This is a genomic window from Streptomyces sp. NPDC104226 (assembly GCF_055584085.1).
In genome coordinates, this window is sequence record NZ_JBVJMS010000006.1 from 499,668 (window position 1) to 515,469 (window position 15,802).

Sequence of the window (15,802 nt, forward strand, 5' to 3'; positions counted from 1 at the left end):
GGCAACGGCCTGCGGTTCAGAAGAGCTTGCCCGGGTTGAGCAGTCCCTCCGGGTCGAAGGCGTGCTTGACGGCGCGCTGCATCTCCAGTCCCACCGGGCCGAGTTCGCGGGCGAGCCACTCCTTCTTCAGGACGCCGACCCCGTGCTCCCCCGTGATGGTCCCGCCCAGTTCGAGCCCCAGCGCCATGATCTCCTCGAAGGACGCGCGGGCCCGCCGGGTCTCGTCCTCGTCGGCGGGGTCGAAGCAGACGATGGGGTGGGTGTTGCCGTCGCCGGCGTGCGCGCAGACCCCGATGAGCAGGTCGTGCGTACGGGCGATGGCGGCGGTCCCGTCCAGCATCTCGGCGAGCCGGGTGCGCGGTACGCACACGTCGTCGATCATCGTCGCGGGCCGCAGGGCCTCCAGGGCCGGCAGGGCCATCCGTCGCGCCTGGAGGAGCAGTTCGGACTCCGCGGTGTCCTCGGCGAACACGACGGCGCTCGCCCCGGCGGCGGCGCACAGCTCGCCCACGGCGGCCAGGTCCTCGGTCGGGTGCGGGGAGTCGAAGGCGGCGACCAGCAGGGCCTCGGTGGTCTCGGGCAGGCCCATCTTGCCCAGCGCGTTGACGGCGCGGACGGTCGTACGGTCCATCAGCTCCAGCAGAGAGGGCGTCAGACCGGCCTCCATGACGGCGCAGACGGCCGCGCAGGCGGCCGCGGCGGAGGGGAACTCGGCGGCGAGCGCGAGCTGGCGGGGCGGGGCCGGGCGCAGGGCGAGCACGGCCCGGACGACGACGCCGAGGCTGCCTTCGGAGCCGACGAACAGGCGGGTGAGGTCGTACCCCGCGACGCCCTTGGCGGTGCGCCGGCCGGTCTGCAGGAGCCTGCCGTCGGCGAGGACCACGTCGAGGCCGAGGACGTACTCCGCGGTGACCCCGTACTTGACGCAGCACAGACCGCCGGCGGCGGTGCCGATGTTCCCGCCGATGGTGCACTGCTCCCAGCTGGAGGGGTCCGGCGGGTAGTGCAGGCCGCGCTCGGCGACGGCGCGCGAGAGGACGGCGTTGACGACGCCCGGTTCGACGACGGCGATCCGGTCGACGGTGTCGATCTCCAGGATCCGGTCCATCTTGACGAGGGACAGCACGATGCAGCCGTCGGAGGCGTTGGCCCCGCCCGACAGGCCGGTACGGGCGCCCTGGGGGACCACGGGCACGCGCAGCGCGTGGGCGGTGCGCATGACGTGCTGGACCTGTTCGACGGTCCGGGGCAGGACCACGGCGGCCGGGGTGCCGGCGGCGCAGAAGCTGGCCATGTCGGTGGCGTAGGAGGCGGTCACCTGGGGGTCGGTGAGCAGGGCCCCGGGCGGGAGTCCTTCGAGGAGCCGCCCGTGGAGCAGCTCGTGGAGTTCGCGCGCCCCGTCGGCGACTTCGGCAAGCCCGGAAACTTCGTCAGCATCGTCAACCATGGGGCCAGCGTGACACCCGGGGCCATCGGTGTGAACACGCCCGCGACGTTCTTCGGACATCTCGGCGAGCTCTTCATATTGACGCACAGTGACCCCATGGACCCTCTGCGCGACACATCCGTCTCCCAGGAGAGGCAGCCGCAGGCTGCCCCGCCCGTGACCTTCACCGGCCGCAAGACGCTCGTGGCAGCGGCGGCCCTGGTGGTCCTGATCGCCGGGGCCCTGCTGATCCGCCCGGCCCGCACGGGCGACGACGCGCGCCCGCCGGGGCCCAGCGAGCGGGCCCGCGCGGCGGTCGGCATGGGTGCGCCGGTGGCTGCGGTGGACCTGTCTGCGCTGGTCGCCGACCGGGAGAAGTGGGTCGCGGAGCACCCGCAGGACGAGGCCTCGTGGGCGGTACTGGGCTCCGCGTACCTGGAGCAGGCGCGGCGGACGGCCGATCCCGCCTGGTACCCGAAGGCGGAGGGCGCGCTGAAGCGCTCGCTGGAGCTGCACCCGGCCGAGAAGGGCAACTTCGACGCGATGACGGGCATGGGCACGCTGGCCAACGCCCGGCGGGACTTCGGGACCGGCAAGAAGTGGGGCGAGCTCGTACGGGCGCAGGCGCCGAAGCGGTGGACGGCGTACCCGGTGCTCGTGGACGCGTACGGCGGGCTCGGGGACTACAAGGCGGCGGAGAAGGCGATGGAGAGCCTGGTCGACCTGCGGCCGGGGCTGGCGGCCTTCATGAAGGCCTCGCAGGTGTACCGGGACCGGGGCTGGCGCGAGGACGCGACCATGTCGATGGAGCACGCGGGGGGCGCGGCCAAGGCCCCGGCGGAGAAGGCGTACGTGCTGTTCCGGCTCGGGGAGCTGGCGTGGGAGCGCGGCGACGACACGGAGGCCCTCAAGCAGTACGAGGCCGCGCTGCGCACCGATCCCGGCCAGGCACAGGCGCTGGGCGGCCGGGCGCGGGTGCTGGCGGCGCTGGGCCGGGGCGGTGAGGCCGTACGGGACTACCGGATGGCGCTGGGCCGGGCCGCGGTGCCGGCGCTGTCGCTGGAGCTGGGCGAGCTGCTGGAGTCGCTGGGCCGGGGCGACGAGGCGAAGGCGGTGTACGACGGGATCCCCGCGCAGGCCGCCCGGAGCGGGGTGAACGAGGAGCTGCTCCTGGGCCGGTTCGAGGCGGACCACGGCGATCCGGCGGCGGCCGTACGGCGCCTGACGGCGGAGTGGGCCCGGCACAAGAGCCTGCCGGTGGCGGACGCGCTGGGCTGGGCGCTGCACCGGACGGGTGACGACGCGGGGGCTCTGGAGTACGCGAAGAAGGCCACGGAGCAGGGGCTGCGGCTCGCGGAGTTCTCGTACCACCGGGCGGTGATCGAGCGGGGCCTGGGCGACGTGGCCGGAGCCCGGCGGCACCTGGAGGAGGCCCTGCGGACGAACCCGCGCTTCTCGCCGGTCCGGGCACCGCTGGCCAAGGAGGCCCTGACGGCGATCGGCAAGCCCGCGCCGGGCGGCCCGGAGAACATCCGCCCCACCACCCCGTGGGTCGCCCCGGAACTCCCGAAGGCAGCCAAGCCGTCACCCAAGCCGAAGCCGAAGCCGTAGGGGCGCCGGCGGGGAGATCCGGCCCCGCCGGCGTTTGAGGCGCGGGGGTTCCGGGGGCCGGGCCCCCGGCAGCGGCGCCGCGCGGGACGCCCCCGCGCAGCCCGCCCGGCCGGGCACCGACGCCGCCGCCCCCGGGGCGGGCCCCCGGTCAGCGCAACCCGCTAGAGGTTGCCCCGCTTCTCCTGCTCCCGCTCGATCGCCTCGAACAGGGCCTTGAAGTTGCCCTTGCCGAAGCCCATCGACCCGTGCCGCTCGATCATCTCGAAGAAGACCGTCGGGCGGTCCTGGACCGGCTTCGTGAAGATCTGCAGCAGGTAGCCGTCCTCGTCGCGGTCGACGAGGATCTTCAGCTCGCGCAGGGTCTCGACCGGCACCCGGGTCTCGCCGGCCCACTCGCCGAGCGTGTCGTAGTAGGAGTCGGGGGTGTCCAGGAAGGTCACGCCCGCCGCCCGCATCGCCCGGACCGTGCCGACGATGTCGTTCGTCGCGAGCGCGATGTGCTGGACGCCGGCACCGCCGTAGAACTCCAGGTACTCGTCGATCTGCGACTTCTTCTTCGCGATCGCCGGCTCGTTGATCGGGAACTTCACCTTCAGGGTGCCGTCCGCGACGACCTTCGACATCAGCGCCGAGTACTCGGTCGCGATGTCGTCGCCCACGAACTCCTTCATGTTCGTGAAGCCCATGACCTTGTTGTAGAAGGCCACCCACTCGTTCATCCGGCCGAGCTCGACGTTGCCCACGCAGTGGTCGATGGCCTGGAAGGTGCGCTTGGCCGGGGGCTCGACCATCGGGTCGACGGAGACGAAGCCGGGGAGGTAGGGGCCGGTGTAGTCGCCGCGCTCGACCAGGGTGTGCCGGGTCTGGCCGTAGGTGGCGATGGCCGCCAGGCGGACCGTGCCGTGCTCGTCGGTGAGCTCGTAGGGCTCGTCCAGGCCGCGCGCGCCGTGCTCGACGGCGTAGGCGTAGGCCGCCTTGACGTCCGGGACCTCGATCGCGAGGTCGACGACGCCGTCGCCGTGGTCGGCGACGTGCTCGGCGAGGAAGCGGCCGCGGTCGGTGGAGGCCTTGATGACCGAGGTGAGGACGAACCGCGCCGCGCCGTTGGTCAGGACGTAGCTGGCCGTCTCGCGCGTGCCGTTCTCCGGTCCGGAGTAGGCGACGAGCTTCATGCCGAAGGCGGTCGAGTAGTAGTGCGCGGCCTGCTTGGCGTTGCCTACGGCGAAGACGACCGCGTCCATGCCCTTGACCGGGAAGGGATCGGCCTTGGCGGCGGTGGCGGGTGCGGCGTCGAGCGGCTGGGTCTCAGTCATGACGGCAGAGTCCCGCCGTTCCACAAGATGCGCAATAGTTTCCATTTCTGCTGTACAGGCTGACCAGTGTCTGCCCACCATGGCTGGAATATCTGTGCACTATGACCACCGACCGACCGCCCAGGAGGCACCCATGGGAATCGACGAACTCGACGGCCGGCTGATCGTCCTGCTCGCCCGCGAGCCCCGGATCGGCGTCCTGGAGGTCTCGCGCCGGCTCGGTGTGGCGCGCGGCACCGCGCAGGCCCGGCTGGACCGGCTTCAGTCGAACGGAGTCATCCGCGGATTCGGTCCGCAGGTGGATCCGGCGGCCCTGGGATACCCGGTGACGGCCTTCGCCACGCTGGAGATCAAACAGGGTCAAGGCGCGGACGTACGGGCCCACTTGGACGGGGTCCCGGAGGTACTGGAGCTGCACACGACGACCGGGCACGGGGACATGCTGTGCCGGCTCGTGGCCCGGTCCAACGCGGACCTTCAACGGGTGATCGACCGGGTTGTCGCGTTTGATGGGATTGTTCGGGCTTCAACGGCGATTGTCATGGAAAATCCCGTACCCTTGCGGATCATCCCCCTGGTCGAACAGGCGGCCGAGGACGACTGACCACCGACGACGGATGACTGACGACGGATGAGGTGACGTGGCGTGAGTTTCTGGGCCTACCTGTCCACCCGCCACCAGCAGCTCCTCACCGACGCCTTCCAGCACGCCAGCGCCGTCTTCCAGTGCATGGTGATCGCGACCGCCCTCGGCGTCGCCATCGGCGTCCTGACGTACCGCAGCGGCTGGGCCGGGAACCTCGCGGTCACCTCCACCTCCACGGTGCTGACCGTCCCCTCCCTCGCCATGATCGGCCTGCTGATCCCGATCGTCGGCCTCGGCGTCGCGCCGACCGTGATCGCCCTGACGCTGTACGGGCTGCTGCCCATCGTCCGCAACGCCATCGTGGGACTGCGCGGGGTGGATCCCGCCCTGGTCGATGCCGCCAAGGGCATCGGGATGTCGCGCAGCGCCCAGCTGCTGCGGGTGGAGCTGCCGCTCGCCTGGCCGCCGATCCTGACCGGCATCCGGGTCTCCACACAGATGCTGATGGGCATCGCGGCCATCGCCGCCTACGCCTCCGGGCCCGGCCTGGGCAACGAGATCTTCCGCGGGATCGCCTCGCTCGGCAGCGCCAACGCCATCAACCAGGTGCTGGCGGGGACGCTCGGCGTCGTCATCCTCGCCCTGCTCTTCGACGCCGCGTACGTCCTGCTCGGCCGTCTCACCATCCCGAGGGGAATCCGTGTCTGAGCCGACGTCCGCACCGACGACGAGTGCGCAGCCGACGAAGGGACCGCAGCCGGAGGCGGGCCCGCAGCCGGCCGCCGCCTCCGGCGCCCCCATCCGGCTGGAGAACCTCACCAAGCGCTACCCCGGCAACCCGAACCCCTCCGTCGACGACGTCTCCATGGAGATCAAGGCGGGCGAACTGGTGGTCTTCGTCGGCCCCTCCGGCTGCGGGAAGTCCACCACCCTGAAGATGATCAACCGGCTGATCGAGCCCACCTCCGGCCGGATCCGCATCGGCGACGAGGACGTCACCGACATGGACCCGGTCAAACTGCGCCGCAAGATCGGGTACGCGATCCAGTCCTCCGGGCTCTTCCCGCACATGACGGTCGCCGAGAACATCGCCCTGGTCCCGAAGATGACCGGCTGGTCCAAATCCCGGGTGAAGGACCGGGTGGAGGAGATGCTCGACCTGGTCGGCCTGGACCCGCGCGAGTTCCACGGCCGCTACCCGCGCCAGCTCTCCGGCGGCCAGCAGCAGCGCGTGGGCGTGGCCCGGGCGCTCGCCGCCGATCCGCCCGTCCTGCTGATGGACGAGCCCTTCGGCGCCGTCGACCCCATCACCCGCGACCACCTCCAGGACGAGCTGATCCGGCTCCAGCACGAGCTGCACAAGACGATCGTCTTCGTCACCCACGACTTCGACGAGGCCATCAAGCTGGGCGACCGGATCGCCGTCCTGCGCGAGCGTTCGCACATCGCCCAGTTCGACACCCCCGAGGCCATCCTCACCAACCCCGCCGACGACTTCGTCTCCGGATTCGTCGGCGCCGGGGCGGCCCTCAAACGGCTCAACCTCACCCGGGTGCGGGACGTGGAGATCGCCGAGTTCCCGACCGTGTCCGTGGACGACCCGCTCCAGCAGATCTTCAACACCCTGCGCGCCGGCCAGGGCAACGAGCTGCTGATGCTGGACCGGCGCGGCCGCCCGTACAAATGGCTGCGCCGCGGCGACCTGATGCGCGCCAAGGGCTCCCTGGCCCGGGCCGGCCAGCTCGTGCACGACACGGTGACCCGGGACGCGACCCTGCACGACGCCCTGGAGGCCGTACTGACCGACAGCGGCGGCCGGGTGGCCGTCACCGGGCGGCGCGGCGAGTACATCGGCGTCGTGGACATGGAGACCCTGATGAACTCCGTGCACGAGATGCTGGAGGCCGACCGGCTGGCGGCGGCCGAGCACGCGCACGACCTGGAGGAGCTGCGCCACCACCGCGTCGACCGGGACCTGGAGGGGCTCCGGGACGGCTCGGAGGGCTCATGAGCCCCCGGAACCCGGTCTCCTCCGAACGCCCGCCCGGCGAGCACGAGCTCAAGGGGCACGTGTTCCGGGACCCGGAGGAGCCCGAGCCCGGCGCGGAGGTCATGGCCTCCACCACCCCGCCGCGCCCCGGGAGCCGGCTCACCTGGGCCCGGCTGGTGACCCTGCCGATCGTCCTGGCCCTCGTCCTGCTGGCCACGTACCTGTGGATCACCAACGCCACCCTCGACACGATCGCCGAGAACTCCCTCGCGAACGGCAACGTCCAGCTCCGGCTGTGGCAGCACGTCCAGCTCACCGCGATCTCCACGTTCTGGGTGCTGATCATCGCGATCCCGCTCGGCATCGCCCTGACCCGCAGCGGCCTGCGCCGGGCGGCCCCGCTGGTCACCGCCGTCGCCAACATCGGCCAGGCCACCCCGGCCATCGGCCTGCTGGCCCTGCTGGTCATCTGGCTCGGCATCGGCCCCTCGACGGCGATCATCGGCATGGTCGCCTACGCCGTCCTGCCCGTGCTGTCCAACACCGTCGCCGGGCTGCGCGGGATCGACCCGCAGCTGGTGGAGGCCGCGCGCGGGATCGGGATGTCCTCCACGGGCACCCTGCTGAAGGTGGAACTGCCGCTGGCCGTCCCGCTGATCCTGGCGGGCGTACGGACGGCCCTCGTCCTCAACGTCGGCACCGCGACCCTGGCCACCTTCGGCGGCGGCGGGGGCCTGGGCGACCTGATCACCTCCGGGATCCAGACCCAGCGGATGCCGGTGCTGGTGCTGGGCTCGGTGCTGACGGTGGCGCTGGCGCTGCTCGTGGACTGGCTGGCCTCCCTGGCCGAGACGGTCCTGACCCCGCGCGGGCTGGAGGCGTAGATGGGCAAGATCGCCCTGCGGACGGCCGCGGCCTGCGCTGCCGGCTTGCTGCCGCTGCTGACGCTCTCCGGCTGCGGACTCAAGAGCGGGTCCCCGATGGTGGACGACGTCGTACCGGGCTCGGTCGGGCAGGGGCAGCCCCTCAAGGGCGCCTCGCTGACCGTCACCTCGAAGAACTTCAGCGAGAACATCGTGCTCGGCCAGATGATCGGCCTGATCTTCAAGGCGGCCGGCGCGGAGGTGCTGGACCGCACCAACCTGCCCGGGTCGATCAGCGCCCGCGAGGCGGTCAAACAGGGCGACGCGGACGCCATGTACGAGTACACGGGCACGGCGTGGATCACCTACCTCGGCAACGACGAGCCGGTCACGGATCCGTACGCGCAGTGGAGGGCGGTGCGGGACGCGGACGTGAAGAACGGGGTCGCCTGGCTGCCGCCGTCCACCCTCAACAACACCTACACGCTGGCCATCAGCAAGAAGAACAACGCCAAGTACGGCCTGAAGACCATGTCGGACGTGGCGGAGCTGTCCCGGCGCGACCCCGGGGCGGTGACGGTCTGCGTGGAGAACGAGTTCGCCTCGCGGGAGGACGGGCTGCCGGGGATGGAGAAGGCGTACGGGATGAAGATCCCGGCGGGCAACGTCATGAAGATGGACGCCGGGATCATCTACACGCAGGTCTCGAAGTCCGATTCCTGCCTGCTGGGCGAGGCCTTCACCACGGACGGCCGGATCAGGGCCATGGACCTGGACACCCTCGCCGACGACCGGCACTTCTTCCCCAACTACAACGCGGCGCCGGAGCTCCACGCCGAGACCCTGAAGAAGTACCCGGCGATCGCGGGCCTGCTGGACCCCCTGTCGAAGCGGCTGACGACGGAGACGGCGCAGCGGCTCAACGCGCTGGTGGACGTGGAGGGCCGGGACCCGCACGACGTGGCGAAGGAGTGGCTGGTGGCGGAGGGGTTCATCAAGGAGGGCTGATCCGGTGCGTGCGTCCGAAGGACTGAATGCAAAGAAGTAGTTGCAAAGAAACCCTTGCACAGACTTCTTTGCAACTCTACGGTTGGGGCATGCCCGAGAAGAACGCCGAACCCCAGCTCCGCAAGCTCGACGCCCACTCCCTGCGCGGCCTGGCCCACCCGCTGCGGATCCGCCTGCTGGGCGACCTGCGCCTGCACGGGCCGGCCACCGCCTCGCAACTGGCGGAGCGGCTCGGGGAATCGAGCGGGGCCACCAGCTACCACCTGCGCCAGCTCGCCGCGTACGGGTTCGTCGAGGACGCCCCCGAGCACGGCAAGGGCCGTGAGCGCTGGTGGCGCCCGTCCCAGGACGGCACGATCTTCGACGAGGCGCTGGCCTACGACACCGACCCGGTCACGCGCGGTGCCGCGGAGGTCTTCCTCGCGGAGATCGTGAAGATCCACGAACAGGAACTGTCCTCCTGGCTGGGCGAGGCGCACACCTGGTCACTGGAGTGGCGCCGCAGTTCCGAGCTCAGCGACTTCTCGTTGCAGCTGACCCCCGAGCAGAGCCACGAGCTGGTCCTCAAGGTCCACGACCTGATCAACAGCTACCGCGACCTGCCGCCCTCCGAGGACACGGAGACGGTCCGCTTCCACACCCACGCGTTCCCGGTGCGCACCACGTAGCGCCCACCGTGTAGCGCCACCGAGCAGCGCCCCACACACACTCCCTTCGCAGAAGGAGTCCTGCCGTGCACGCCTTCAGCCATGCCCACAACCACGCCGCGATCCACGCCACCCGCACCGCCGAGGCCTCCGCCTGGCGCCGCGCGCGGGAGGCCGCACCACACTTCTGCCGCCACCCGGCCTCCGCCCTGCGCAACCGGGCCGGCGAAGCCCTGATCTGCGCCGGCATCCGCCTGATCCAGCCCGCGCACCTGACCGCGCGCATCACCCGCAGCGCGCGCGACACCCCGCTCTCCCGCCCGCACGGCGGCATCGCATGAGCCGTCGCCCCTTCACCGCCGTCCTGATCGCCAACACCATCTCGATAGCCGGGAGTTCACTGACCCTGATCGGGGTCCCGTGGTTCGTGCTCCAGACCACGGGCAGCGCCGGCCGGGCCGGGATCGTCGCCTTCTGCGCCACCCTGCCCGTCGCGGTGGCCGCCCTCGTCGCGGGCCCGGTCATCGACCGGCTCGGCCGCCGCCGGGTCTCCGCCGTCTCCGACCTGATCTGCGGACTGTCCGTGGCCGCGATCCCGCTGCTGCACCACACCGGGCTGCTGGAGTTCTGGATGCTGTGCGCGCTGATGGCCGTCGGCGGCCTCGTGCACACCCCCGGACTGACCGCGCGCTACGTCCTGCTCCCCCATCTCGCCGAGCACGCCGGCACCACCGTCGCCCGCGCCGCCAGCCTCTACGACGCCGTCTCGCGCGGAGCCCGCATGATCGGGGCCGCGCTGGCCGGACTGCTGATCGCCACGCTCGGCGCCGAGTCCGTCCTGCTCCTCGACGCGGCCACCTTCGGCGCCTCGGCGCTGCTGGTCACCGCGTTCCTGCGCGGGATACCGGCCGCCGAGCCGCAGCGGGCCGCCGGGAAGGTGTCGCTGGCCGGCTACCGGGCCGAACTCGCCGAGGGGATGCGGTTCCTGACCCGCAGCCGCATGATGCTCGGCATCATGGTGATGGTGATGACGACCAACGGCCTCGACCAGGGCTGGTCGTCGGTCCTGCTGCCCGTGCACGGCCGCGAGGCCCTCGGCGGTGCCACCGCGCTCGGCCTGATGATCGCCCTGTTCGGCGGGTTCGCACTGCTGGGGGCCCTGCTCTACGGAGCCTGGGGCGAGCGGTTCCCCCGTAGAGGGGTATTTGCCGCGGCGTTCCTGCTGTGCGGGGCCCCGCGCTACGTGGTCGCGGCCTTCACCGACACCCCGCTGCCGCTCGCGGTGACGATGGCCCTGTCGGGGCTGGGCGCGGGCGTGCTCAATCCGATCCTGACCACGGTGATGCTGGAGAAGGTGCCCGACGCCCTGCGCAGCCGGGTCTCGGGCGTGACCCAGGCGGGCTGCGAGCTGACCATGCCGCTGGGCGGGCTGGCCGCGGGGCTGCTGATCGACGGGTTCGGGCTCACACCGGCACTGCTGGCGTTCGCCGGGGTCTACCTGCTCGCCACGCTGTCCCCGCTGGTGTTCCCGTCCTGGCGGGGCATGGAGTCGGGCAAGGGGGCCGCCCCGCTCAGCAGGACGGAACCGTTTCACCCTTCTGCAGAGCCCGCAGAGCGTCAACCGCATCCGTCAGCGAAGTGACGGGGACCAGCCGGAGTCCCTCGGGGAGTTCGGACTTGGCGTCCGAGCACTCCGCCGCCGGTACGAGGAACACGCTCGCCCCGTCGCGCCGCGCGGCCTGGGTCTTCAGTGCCACCCCGCCGACCGCACCGACCTCGCCGGCCGCGGTGATGGTGCCCGTACCGGCGATGGTGCTGCCGCCGGTGAGATCGCCGCCGCTGCCGTTCCCGTCGAGCTTGTCGACGATGCCCAGCGAGAAGAGCAGTCCGGCGCTCGGCCCGCCGACGTCGGCGAGGTTCAGCTCGACCTTCACGTCCTTCGGGTCCTTCTTGAGGTAGCCGAGGGCCGCCTGGGAGGCGGTCGACTGCGACTTGGTCATCTCCTCCAGGTTGTGCTCCTCGATCTCCTTGTCGCTTCCGCCCGACGGGTACACCGACTCCCTGGGCATGACCGCCCGGGTGGTGTCGAACCAGTCGCCGACCAGTTCGGGGAGGGTGACGGAGGTGGAGGGGCCGGTCGCCTGGATGGTGGTCATCCGCAGCTGGCCCGTGGTCTCGCGGGTGGGCGCCCCGGTGATGGTGATGACCTGCTTGCCGTCGCGGGAGCCGAGCACGTCGGCCGTCAGGCCCGGCTGCGCGATCACGAAGGGCAGCGGGGCGAAGGCCGCGACGGCGAACAGCGCGAGCACGGGCACGGCGCAGACGGCGAGGGCGGCGGGACGCGGCAGACGTGTGAGGCGAGAGAGCACCGGGCCAATCTAGCGCGGGTGCCCGGCAACGGGTCGAGCCGCGCCCCCGGCGGTCGGGGGCGCGGCTCGGTTTCCGGATGTGCCGCGCGTGCGGCTCCGCGGCTCAGCGCAGGGCGTCGGCCACCTCACGGGCGGCGTCCACGACGCGCGGGCCGACCCGCTCGGGCACGGCGTCGGCCAGCATGACGACGCCCACGCTGCCCTCCAGCCCGGTGATGCCCACGAGGGGTGCGGCAGCGCCGCTGGCACCCGCTTCGAGCTCCCCGTGGGTGAGCGTGTACCCGGGCTCGATGAGCGTGCCCTGACGGGCGGCCAGGATGGCCCGGCCGGCTGCCCCGCGGTCCAGCGGATGGCGGAAGCCGGGACGGTAGGCCACGTGGTAGTCGGTCCAGGTCGGCTCGACGACCGCCACGGCGAGCGCTTCGGTTCCGTCCACGAGGGTCAGGTGCGCGGTGGCGCCTATGTCCTCGGCGAGGGAGCGCAGCGCGGGCAGCGCGGCCTCGCGCACGAGCGGGTGCACCTGGCGGCCCAGCCGCAGCACCCCGAGCCCGACGCGGGCGCGGCCGCCGAGGTCGCGGCGGACCAGGGCGTGCTGTTCGAGGGTGGCCAGGAGGCGGTAGACCACGGTGCGGTTCACACCGAGGCGGTTGGAGAGCTCGGTGACGGTCAGACCGTGGTCGGTGTCGGCGAGCAGTTTGAGGACTCGGAGTCCCCGGTCGAGAGTCTGGGAGGTTTCCGCGGTCACGACGCCTCTCCCTCTTTCGGTGGGCGGCGGTGACTCTCTGGGGATAGCGCCGCCGGTCCCTCGGCGACGCACGGAGAGGCCGCCGGTAGCGGCCATGGCACCGGCTGCGCTCCCGCAGCGGCGCTGCCACGGGGCGTTCGATGCGGGGACACTAGCGAGCGGGTCCGCTCAGCGGAAGGGCTCGTCCAGAATCCGGGCGCCTACTGGCGTTTTGTGCCGGTTGAAAACGCGCATCGCCGCCAATTCGTGACCTTCGGCCCCCGACCCCGGCCCCCGGTCCCGGGCGGCCCCGCAAGGCCTGCGACCACGGGTGCGGCGCCACCGCTACGGCGGTCCGGGCGGGCGGGAACCGTACAAATCTCCCCGCGCCCCCCGCACCGTATTCCGTAGGAAATCACCGCATCCGGGTGGCCCACTCCTGGACCTTCTTGATCCGCTCGCGCAGCTGTCCCGCCGTGGCTTCCGCGCTCGGCGGTCCGCCGCACACGCGGCGCAGTTCGGTGTGGAGCACCCCGTGCGGTTTGCCGCTCTGGTGGACGTACGCACCGACCATCGTGTTCAGCGACTTCCGCAGCTCCAGCAGCTCCTTGTGGGAGACCACGGGGCGCCGGTCGGCCGGCAGCTCCAGCAGGTCCGCCTCCGAGTCGGGCTTGCGCTTGCTGTGCGCGATCTGCCGCGACTGCCGCTTCTGGAGCAGCATCTGCACCTGGTCGGGCTCCAGCAGCCCGGGGATGCCGAGGTAGTCCTGCTCCTCCTCGCTCCCCGGATGCGCCTGCATGCCGAACTCGGCGCCGTCGTACAGCACCCGGTCGAAGACGGCGTCGGACTCCAGTGCCTCGAAGGACATCTGCTCCTCGTCGCCGGTGTCCTCGTCCTCCTGCTTGTTCGCCTCCTCCATCTCCTTCTCGGAGTCGGCGTACGGGTCTTCCTCGCCCTGCTTCTTCGGCTTGTCGAGGACGTGGTCGCGCTCGACCTCCATCTCGTTGGCGAAGCCCAGCAGGTAGGGAATGGTCGGCAGGAACACCGAGGCCGTCTCGCCGCGCCGGCGCGAACGCACGAAGCGGCCGACGGCCTGCGCGAAGAACAGCGGGGTCGAAATGGTGGTGGCGTACACGCCGACCGCGAGGCGCGGGACGTCGACGCCCTCGGACACCATGCGGACGGCGACCATCCAGCGGCTGCCGTCCTCACTGAACTGGTCGATCCGCTTCGAGGCGCCCGTGTCGTCGGAGAGCACCACGGTGGCCTTGTGGCCGGTGATCTCCTTCAGCAGCTTGGCGTACGCGCGCGCGGAGTCCTGGTCGGCGGCGATGACCAGCCCGCCCGCGTCCGGGATGCCCTTCCTGACCTCGGTCAGCCGCTGGTCGGCGGCGCGCAGCACGTTCGGCATCCAGTCGCCGCGCGCGTCGAGGGCCGTACGCCAGGCCTGCGAGATGGCGTCCTTGGTCATCGGCTCGCCGAGGCGCGCGGCGATCTCGTCGCCGGCCTTGGTGCGCCAGCGCATGTTGCCGCTGTAGGAGAGGAAGATGACGGGCCGCACGACCCCGTCGCCGAGGGCGTTCCCGTAGCCGTAGGTGTAGTCGGCGGAGGACCGCCGGATCCCGTCGTTCCCCTCTTCGTAGGCCACGAAGGGGATGGGATTCGTGTCGGACCGGAAGGGCGTGCCGGTGAGGGCGAGCCGGCGGGTCGCCGGGTCGAAGGCCTCCTGGCAGGCCTCGCCCCAGGACTTCGAGTCACCGGCGTGGTGGATCTCGTCGAGGATCACCAGGGTCTTGCGCTGCTCGCACCGGTTGCGGTGCAGCATCGGGCGCACGCCCACACCCGCGTACGTGACGGCGACCCCGTGGTAGTCCTTGCTGAGCGGCCCCGCGGAGTACTCCGGGTCGAGGCGGATCCCTATCCGGGCGGCGGCTTCCGCCCACTGCTTCTTCAGGTGTTCGGTGGGCGCGACGACGGTCACCTGCTGCACCACGTGGTGGTGCAGCAGCCAGGACGCTAGCGTCAGCGCGAAGGTGGTCTTTCCGGCGCCGGGGGTGGCGACGGCGAGGAAGTCGCGCGGCTGGGTCTCCAGGTACCGGTCCAGTGCACCCTGCTGCCAAGCTCGCAGGGCGCTGGCGGTACCCCACGGCGCGCGGCCGGGGAAGGCGGGTGAGAGGTGGTGGGAGGCGGTAGTAGTCACGGTCTCCGGTTCGGTCTCTCGGCGGCGTACCGGCTCGGCTCCGGGCTGCGCTCCGGGTCTCTTCGGGGCGTGCAGTCCGGGCACCGGTACGGCCGGCAGTACGGGCAGGCGGTCGTACGTAGGACAACCGGGCCACCTTACCGGCCCGGGCCCGCCCCTCGCGGAGGGACAGGCCCGTGACCTCGGCGCGTGCGGCGAGCGTCACATTCGCGGGGCGAGGGCCCGCAGCCGCTCCGCGATCCGCCCGACGCGCTCCTCGTCGCCCGCCGCCACGTCGATGACCAGGCCGTACGCGGCGTCCTCGTCGGCATCACCGAGATCGACGCCGTTGAGGGCGAGGAAGGTGGCGGCGGCGAGCCAGGCGGTGCGCTTGTTCCCGTCGACGAGGGGGTGGTTCGTCGCGATCCCGTGCAGCAGGGCGGCCGCCTGTTCGTACGGGTCCTCGTAGGCCGCCGTCCCGAACATCCGCGCCCGCGGCCGGTGCACGGCGGACTCCAGCAGCCCCGGGGCCCGCAACTCGACGGCCTGCTCCTGCGCCAGACAGGCATGCCGCGCAAGATCGAGCACCTCGGCAAGGGTGAGATGCCGCACCGGCGGCGGGGTCGCGCGGCCGGCCGGGTGCGGGCTCGCTTGCCCAGCCGACTCTCCGCCCAGGCGCGGGCTCGCCTGCCCGGCCGTCTGCGCGCTCGGCTGCCCAGCCGACTCTCCGCCTGGGCGCGGGCTCGCCTGCCCGGCCGACTGCGGGCTCGGTTGCCCAGCCGACTTCCCGCCCAGGTACGGGCTCGCCTGACCACCCGACTGCCCACCCGGGTGCGGGGGCAGGTGCTGGGTGCTCATTCGCCGAGCCTCCTCAGCAGTCCGGCGTGGCGTCCGGCCAGCCGCGAGGCCTCCCCCGCGGCCCGCTCCCGCTCCGCCCGCACCCAGCCCCGTACGGCGGCGAGCACGGCCTCCTCGACGCTCTGCCCGGTGGCATCGGCGAGATCGGCCAGCTCCGCCCGCTCGGCGTCGGGCATGTCGATGATCAGCTCACTCATCCCCGGATGCTAGCCAGCCCCACCCCGGGCA

Annotated in this window: 16 protein-coding genes; 9 read left to right on the top strand and 7 right to left on the bottom strand. The window is 71.9% G+C overall.

What is annotated here, in order from left to right:
- Window positions 1–16 precede the first annotated feature (16 nt).
- Window positions 17–1,447, bottom strand: coding sequence for an FAD-binding oxidoreductase (locus tag ACZ60J_RS21600; protein ID WP_469683955.1), 1,431 nt, complete (start codon window positions 1,445–1,447; stop codon window positions 17–19).
- A gap of 96 nt (window positions 1,448–1,543) precedes the next feature.
- On the opposite strand from ACZ60J_RS21600, the gene ACZ60J_RS21605 reads away from it, so the two are divergent.
- On the top strand, window positions 1,544–3,037 hold the full coding sequence (locus ACZ60J_RS21605) for a tetratricopeptide repeat protein (protein WP_469683957.1): 1,494 nt from the start codon (window positions 1,544–1,546) through the stop codon (window positions 3,035–3,037).
- Window positions 3,038–3,198: 161 nt separating this feature from the next.
- Here ACZ60J_RS21605 and hppD read toward each other — a convergent pair whose 3' ends face one another.
- On the bottom strand, window positions 3,199–4,350 hold the full coding sequence (gene hppD, locus ACZ60J_RS21610; RefSeq protein ID WP_469683959.1) for a 4-hydroxyphenylpyruvate dioxygenase: 1,152 nt from the start codon (window positions 4,348–4,350) through the stop codon (window positions 3,199–3,201).
- Window positions 4,351–4,483: 133 nt separating this feature from the next.
- Here hppD and ACZ60J_RS21615 point away from each other — a divergent pair, with 133 nt between their 5' ends.
- From ACZ60J_RS21615 to ACZ60J_RS21650, 8 genes are all read left to right on the top strand, one after another.
- Window positions 4,484–4,954, top strand: a complete 471-nt coding sequence (locus ACZ60J_RS21615) for an Lrp/AsnC family transcriptional regulator (RefSeq protein ID WP_112448141.1) — start codon at window positions 4,484–4,486, stop codon at window positions 4,952–4,954.
- Between the two features lie 42 nt (window positions 4,955–4,996).
- On the top strand, window positions 4,997–5,644 hold the full coding sequence (locus ACZ60J_RS21620) for an ABC transporter permease (protein WP_469683960.1): 648 nt from the start codon (window positions 4,997–4,999) through the stop codon (window positions 5,642–5,644).
- A 91-nt stretch (window positions 5,645–5,735) separates the two neighbouring features.
- Entirely contained in the window at window positions 5,736–6,947 is a 1,212-nt protein-coding gene (locus ACZ60J_RS21625; RefSeq protein WP_469684116.1) for a betaine/proline/choline family ABC transporter ATP-binding protein, read from the top strand.
- The gene (locus tag ACZ60J_RS21630; RefSeq protein WP_469683961.1) at window positions 6,944–7,810 is read left to right on the top strand and encodes an ABC transporter permease; all 867 of its coding nucleotides are present in this window, start codon (window positions 6,944–6,946) and stop codon (window positions 7,808–7,810) included. Before ACZ60J_RS21625 ends, ACZ60J_RS21630 begins: the two co-directional genes overlap by 4 nt.
- A complete protein-coding gene (locus ACZ60J_RS21635) occupies window positions 7,811–8,797 on the top strand; it encodes a glycine betaine ABC transporter substrate-binding protein (protein WP_469683962.1) in 987 nt (328 codons plus the stop codon). It abuts the gene before it with no gap.
- A gap of 89 nt (window positions 8,798–8,886) precedes the next feature.
- Window positions 8,887–9,465: an ArsR/SmtB family transcription factor gene (locus ACZ60J_RS21640; protein ID WP_469683964.1), complete on the top strand. Its 579-nt coding sequence runs from the start codon at window positions 8,887–8,889 to the stop codon at window positions 9,463–9,465.
- Window positions 9,466–9,530: 65 nt separating this feature from the next.
- A complete protein-coding gene (locus ACZ60J_RS21645; RefSeq protein ID WP_469683966.1) occupies window positions 9,531–9,785 on the top strand; it encodes a hypothetical protein in 255 nt (84 codons plus the stop codon).
- Window positions 9,782–11,086, top strand: coding sequence for an MFS transporter (locus ACZ60J_RS21650; RefSeq protein WP_469683967.1), 1,305 nt, complete (start codon window positions 9,782–9,784; stop codon window positions 11,084–11,086). Before ACZ60J_RS21645 ends, ACZ60J_RS21650 begins: the two co-directional genes overlap by 4 nt.
- Here the strand turns inward: ACZ60J_RS21650 and ACZ60J_RS21655 are convergent.
- The 5 genes from ACZ60J_RS21655 to ACZ60J_RS21675 all read right to left on the bottom strand — a co-directional run bounded on the left by ACZ60J_RS21655 (window position 11,016) and on the right by ACZ60J_RS21675 (window position 15,771).
- Window positions 11,016–11,813, bottom strand: a complete 798-nt coding sequence (locus ACZ60J_RS21655; RefSeq protein WP_469683969.1) for a S16 family serine protease — start codon at window positions 11,811–11,813, stop codon at window positions 11,016–11,018. The two genes, ACZ60J_RS21650 and ACZ60J_RS21655, sit on opposite strands and share 71 nt — an antisense overlap.
- A 103-nt stretch (window positions 11,814–11,916) precedes the next feature.
- Window positions 11,917–12,558 (bottom strand): IclR family transcriptional regulator, encoded by a 642-nt coding sequence (locus ACZ60J_RS21660; protein WP_054222485.1) that lies wholly within the window; start codon window positions 12,556–12,558, stop codon window positions 11,917–11,919.
- A 394-nt stretch (window positions 12,559–12,952) separates the two neighbouring features.
- A complete protein-coding gene (locus ACZ60J_RS21665) occupies window positions 12,953–14,737 on the bottom strand; it encodes a DEAD/DEAH box helicase (RefSeq protein ID WP_469683971.1) in 1,785 nt (594 codons plus the stop codon).
- A 201-nt stretch (window positions 14,738–14,938) separates the two neighbouring features.
- A complete protein-coding gene (locus ACZ60J_RS21670; RefSeq protein ID WP_469683973.1) occupies window positions 14,939–15,328 on the bottom strand; it encodes a type II toxin-antitoxin system death-on-curing family toxin in 390 nt (129 codons plus the stop codon).
- 242 nt (window positions 15,329–15,570) lie between these two features.
- On the bottom strand, window positions 15,571–15,771 hold the full coding sequence (locus ACZ60J_RS21675) for a hypothetical protein (RefSeq protein WP_469683975.1): 201 nt from the start codon (window positions 15,769–15,771) through the stop codon (window positions 15,571–15,573).
- Window positions 15,772–15,802 lie beyond the last annotated feature (31 nt).

Excerpts from the sequence above, each read along its gene's own strand:
- ACZ60J_RS21605 (WP_469683957.1), top strand. The coding sequence starts at position 1,544 with ATGGACCCTCTGCGCGACACATCCGTCTCCCAGGAGAGGCAGCCGCAG.
- ACZ60J_RS21635 (WP_469683962.1), top strand. The coding sequence starts at position 7,811 with ATGGGCAAGATCGCCCTGCGGACGGCCGCGGCCTGCGCTGCCGGCTTG.
- ACZ60J_RS21675 (WP_469683975.1), bottom strand. The coding sequence starts at position 15,771 with ATGAGTGAGCTGATCATCGACATGCCCGACGCCGAGCGGGCGGAGCTG.
- ACZ60J_RS21615 (WP_112448141.1), top strand. The coding sequence starts at position 4,484 with ATGGGAATCGACGAACTCGACGGCCGGCTGATCGTCCTGCTCGCCCGC.
- ACZ60J_RS21650 (WP_469683967.1), top strand. The coding sequence starts at position 9,782 with ATGAGCCGTCGCCCCTTCACCGCCGTCCTGATCGCCAACACCATCTCG.
- ACZ60J_RS21600 (WP_469683955.1), bottom strand. The coding sequence starts at position 1,447 with ATGGTTGACGATGCTGACGAAGTTTCCGGGCTTGCCGAAGTCGCCGAC.
- hppD (WP_469683959.1), bottom strand. The coding sequence starts at position 4,350 with ATGACTGAGACCCAGCCGCTCGACGCCGCACCCGCCACCGCCGCCAAG.
- ACZ60J_RS21630 (WP_469683961.1), top strand. The coding sequence starts at position 6,944 with ATGAGCCCCCGGAACCCGGTCTCCTCCGAACGCCCGCCCGGCGAGCAC.
- ACZ60J_RS21640 (WP_469683964.1), top strand. The coding sequence starts at position 8,887 with ATGCCCGAGAAGAACGCCGAACCCCAGCTCCGCAAGCTCGACGCCCAC.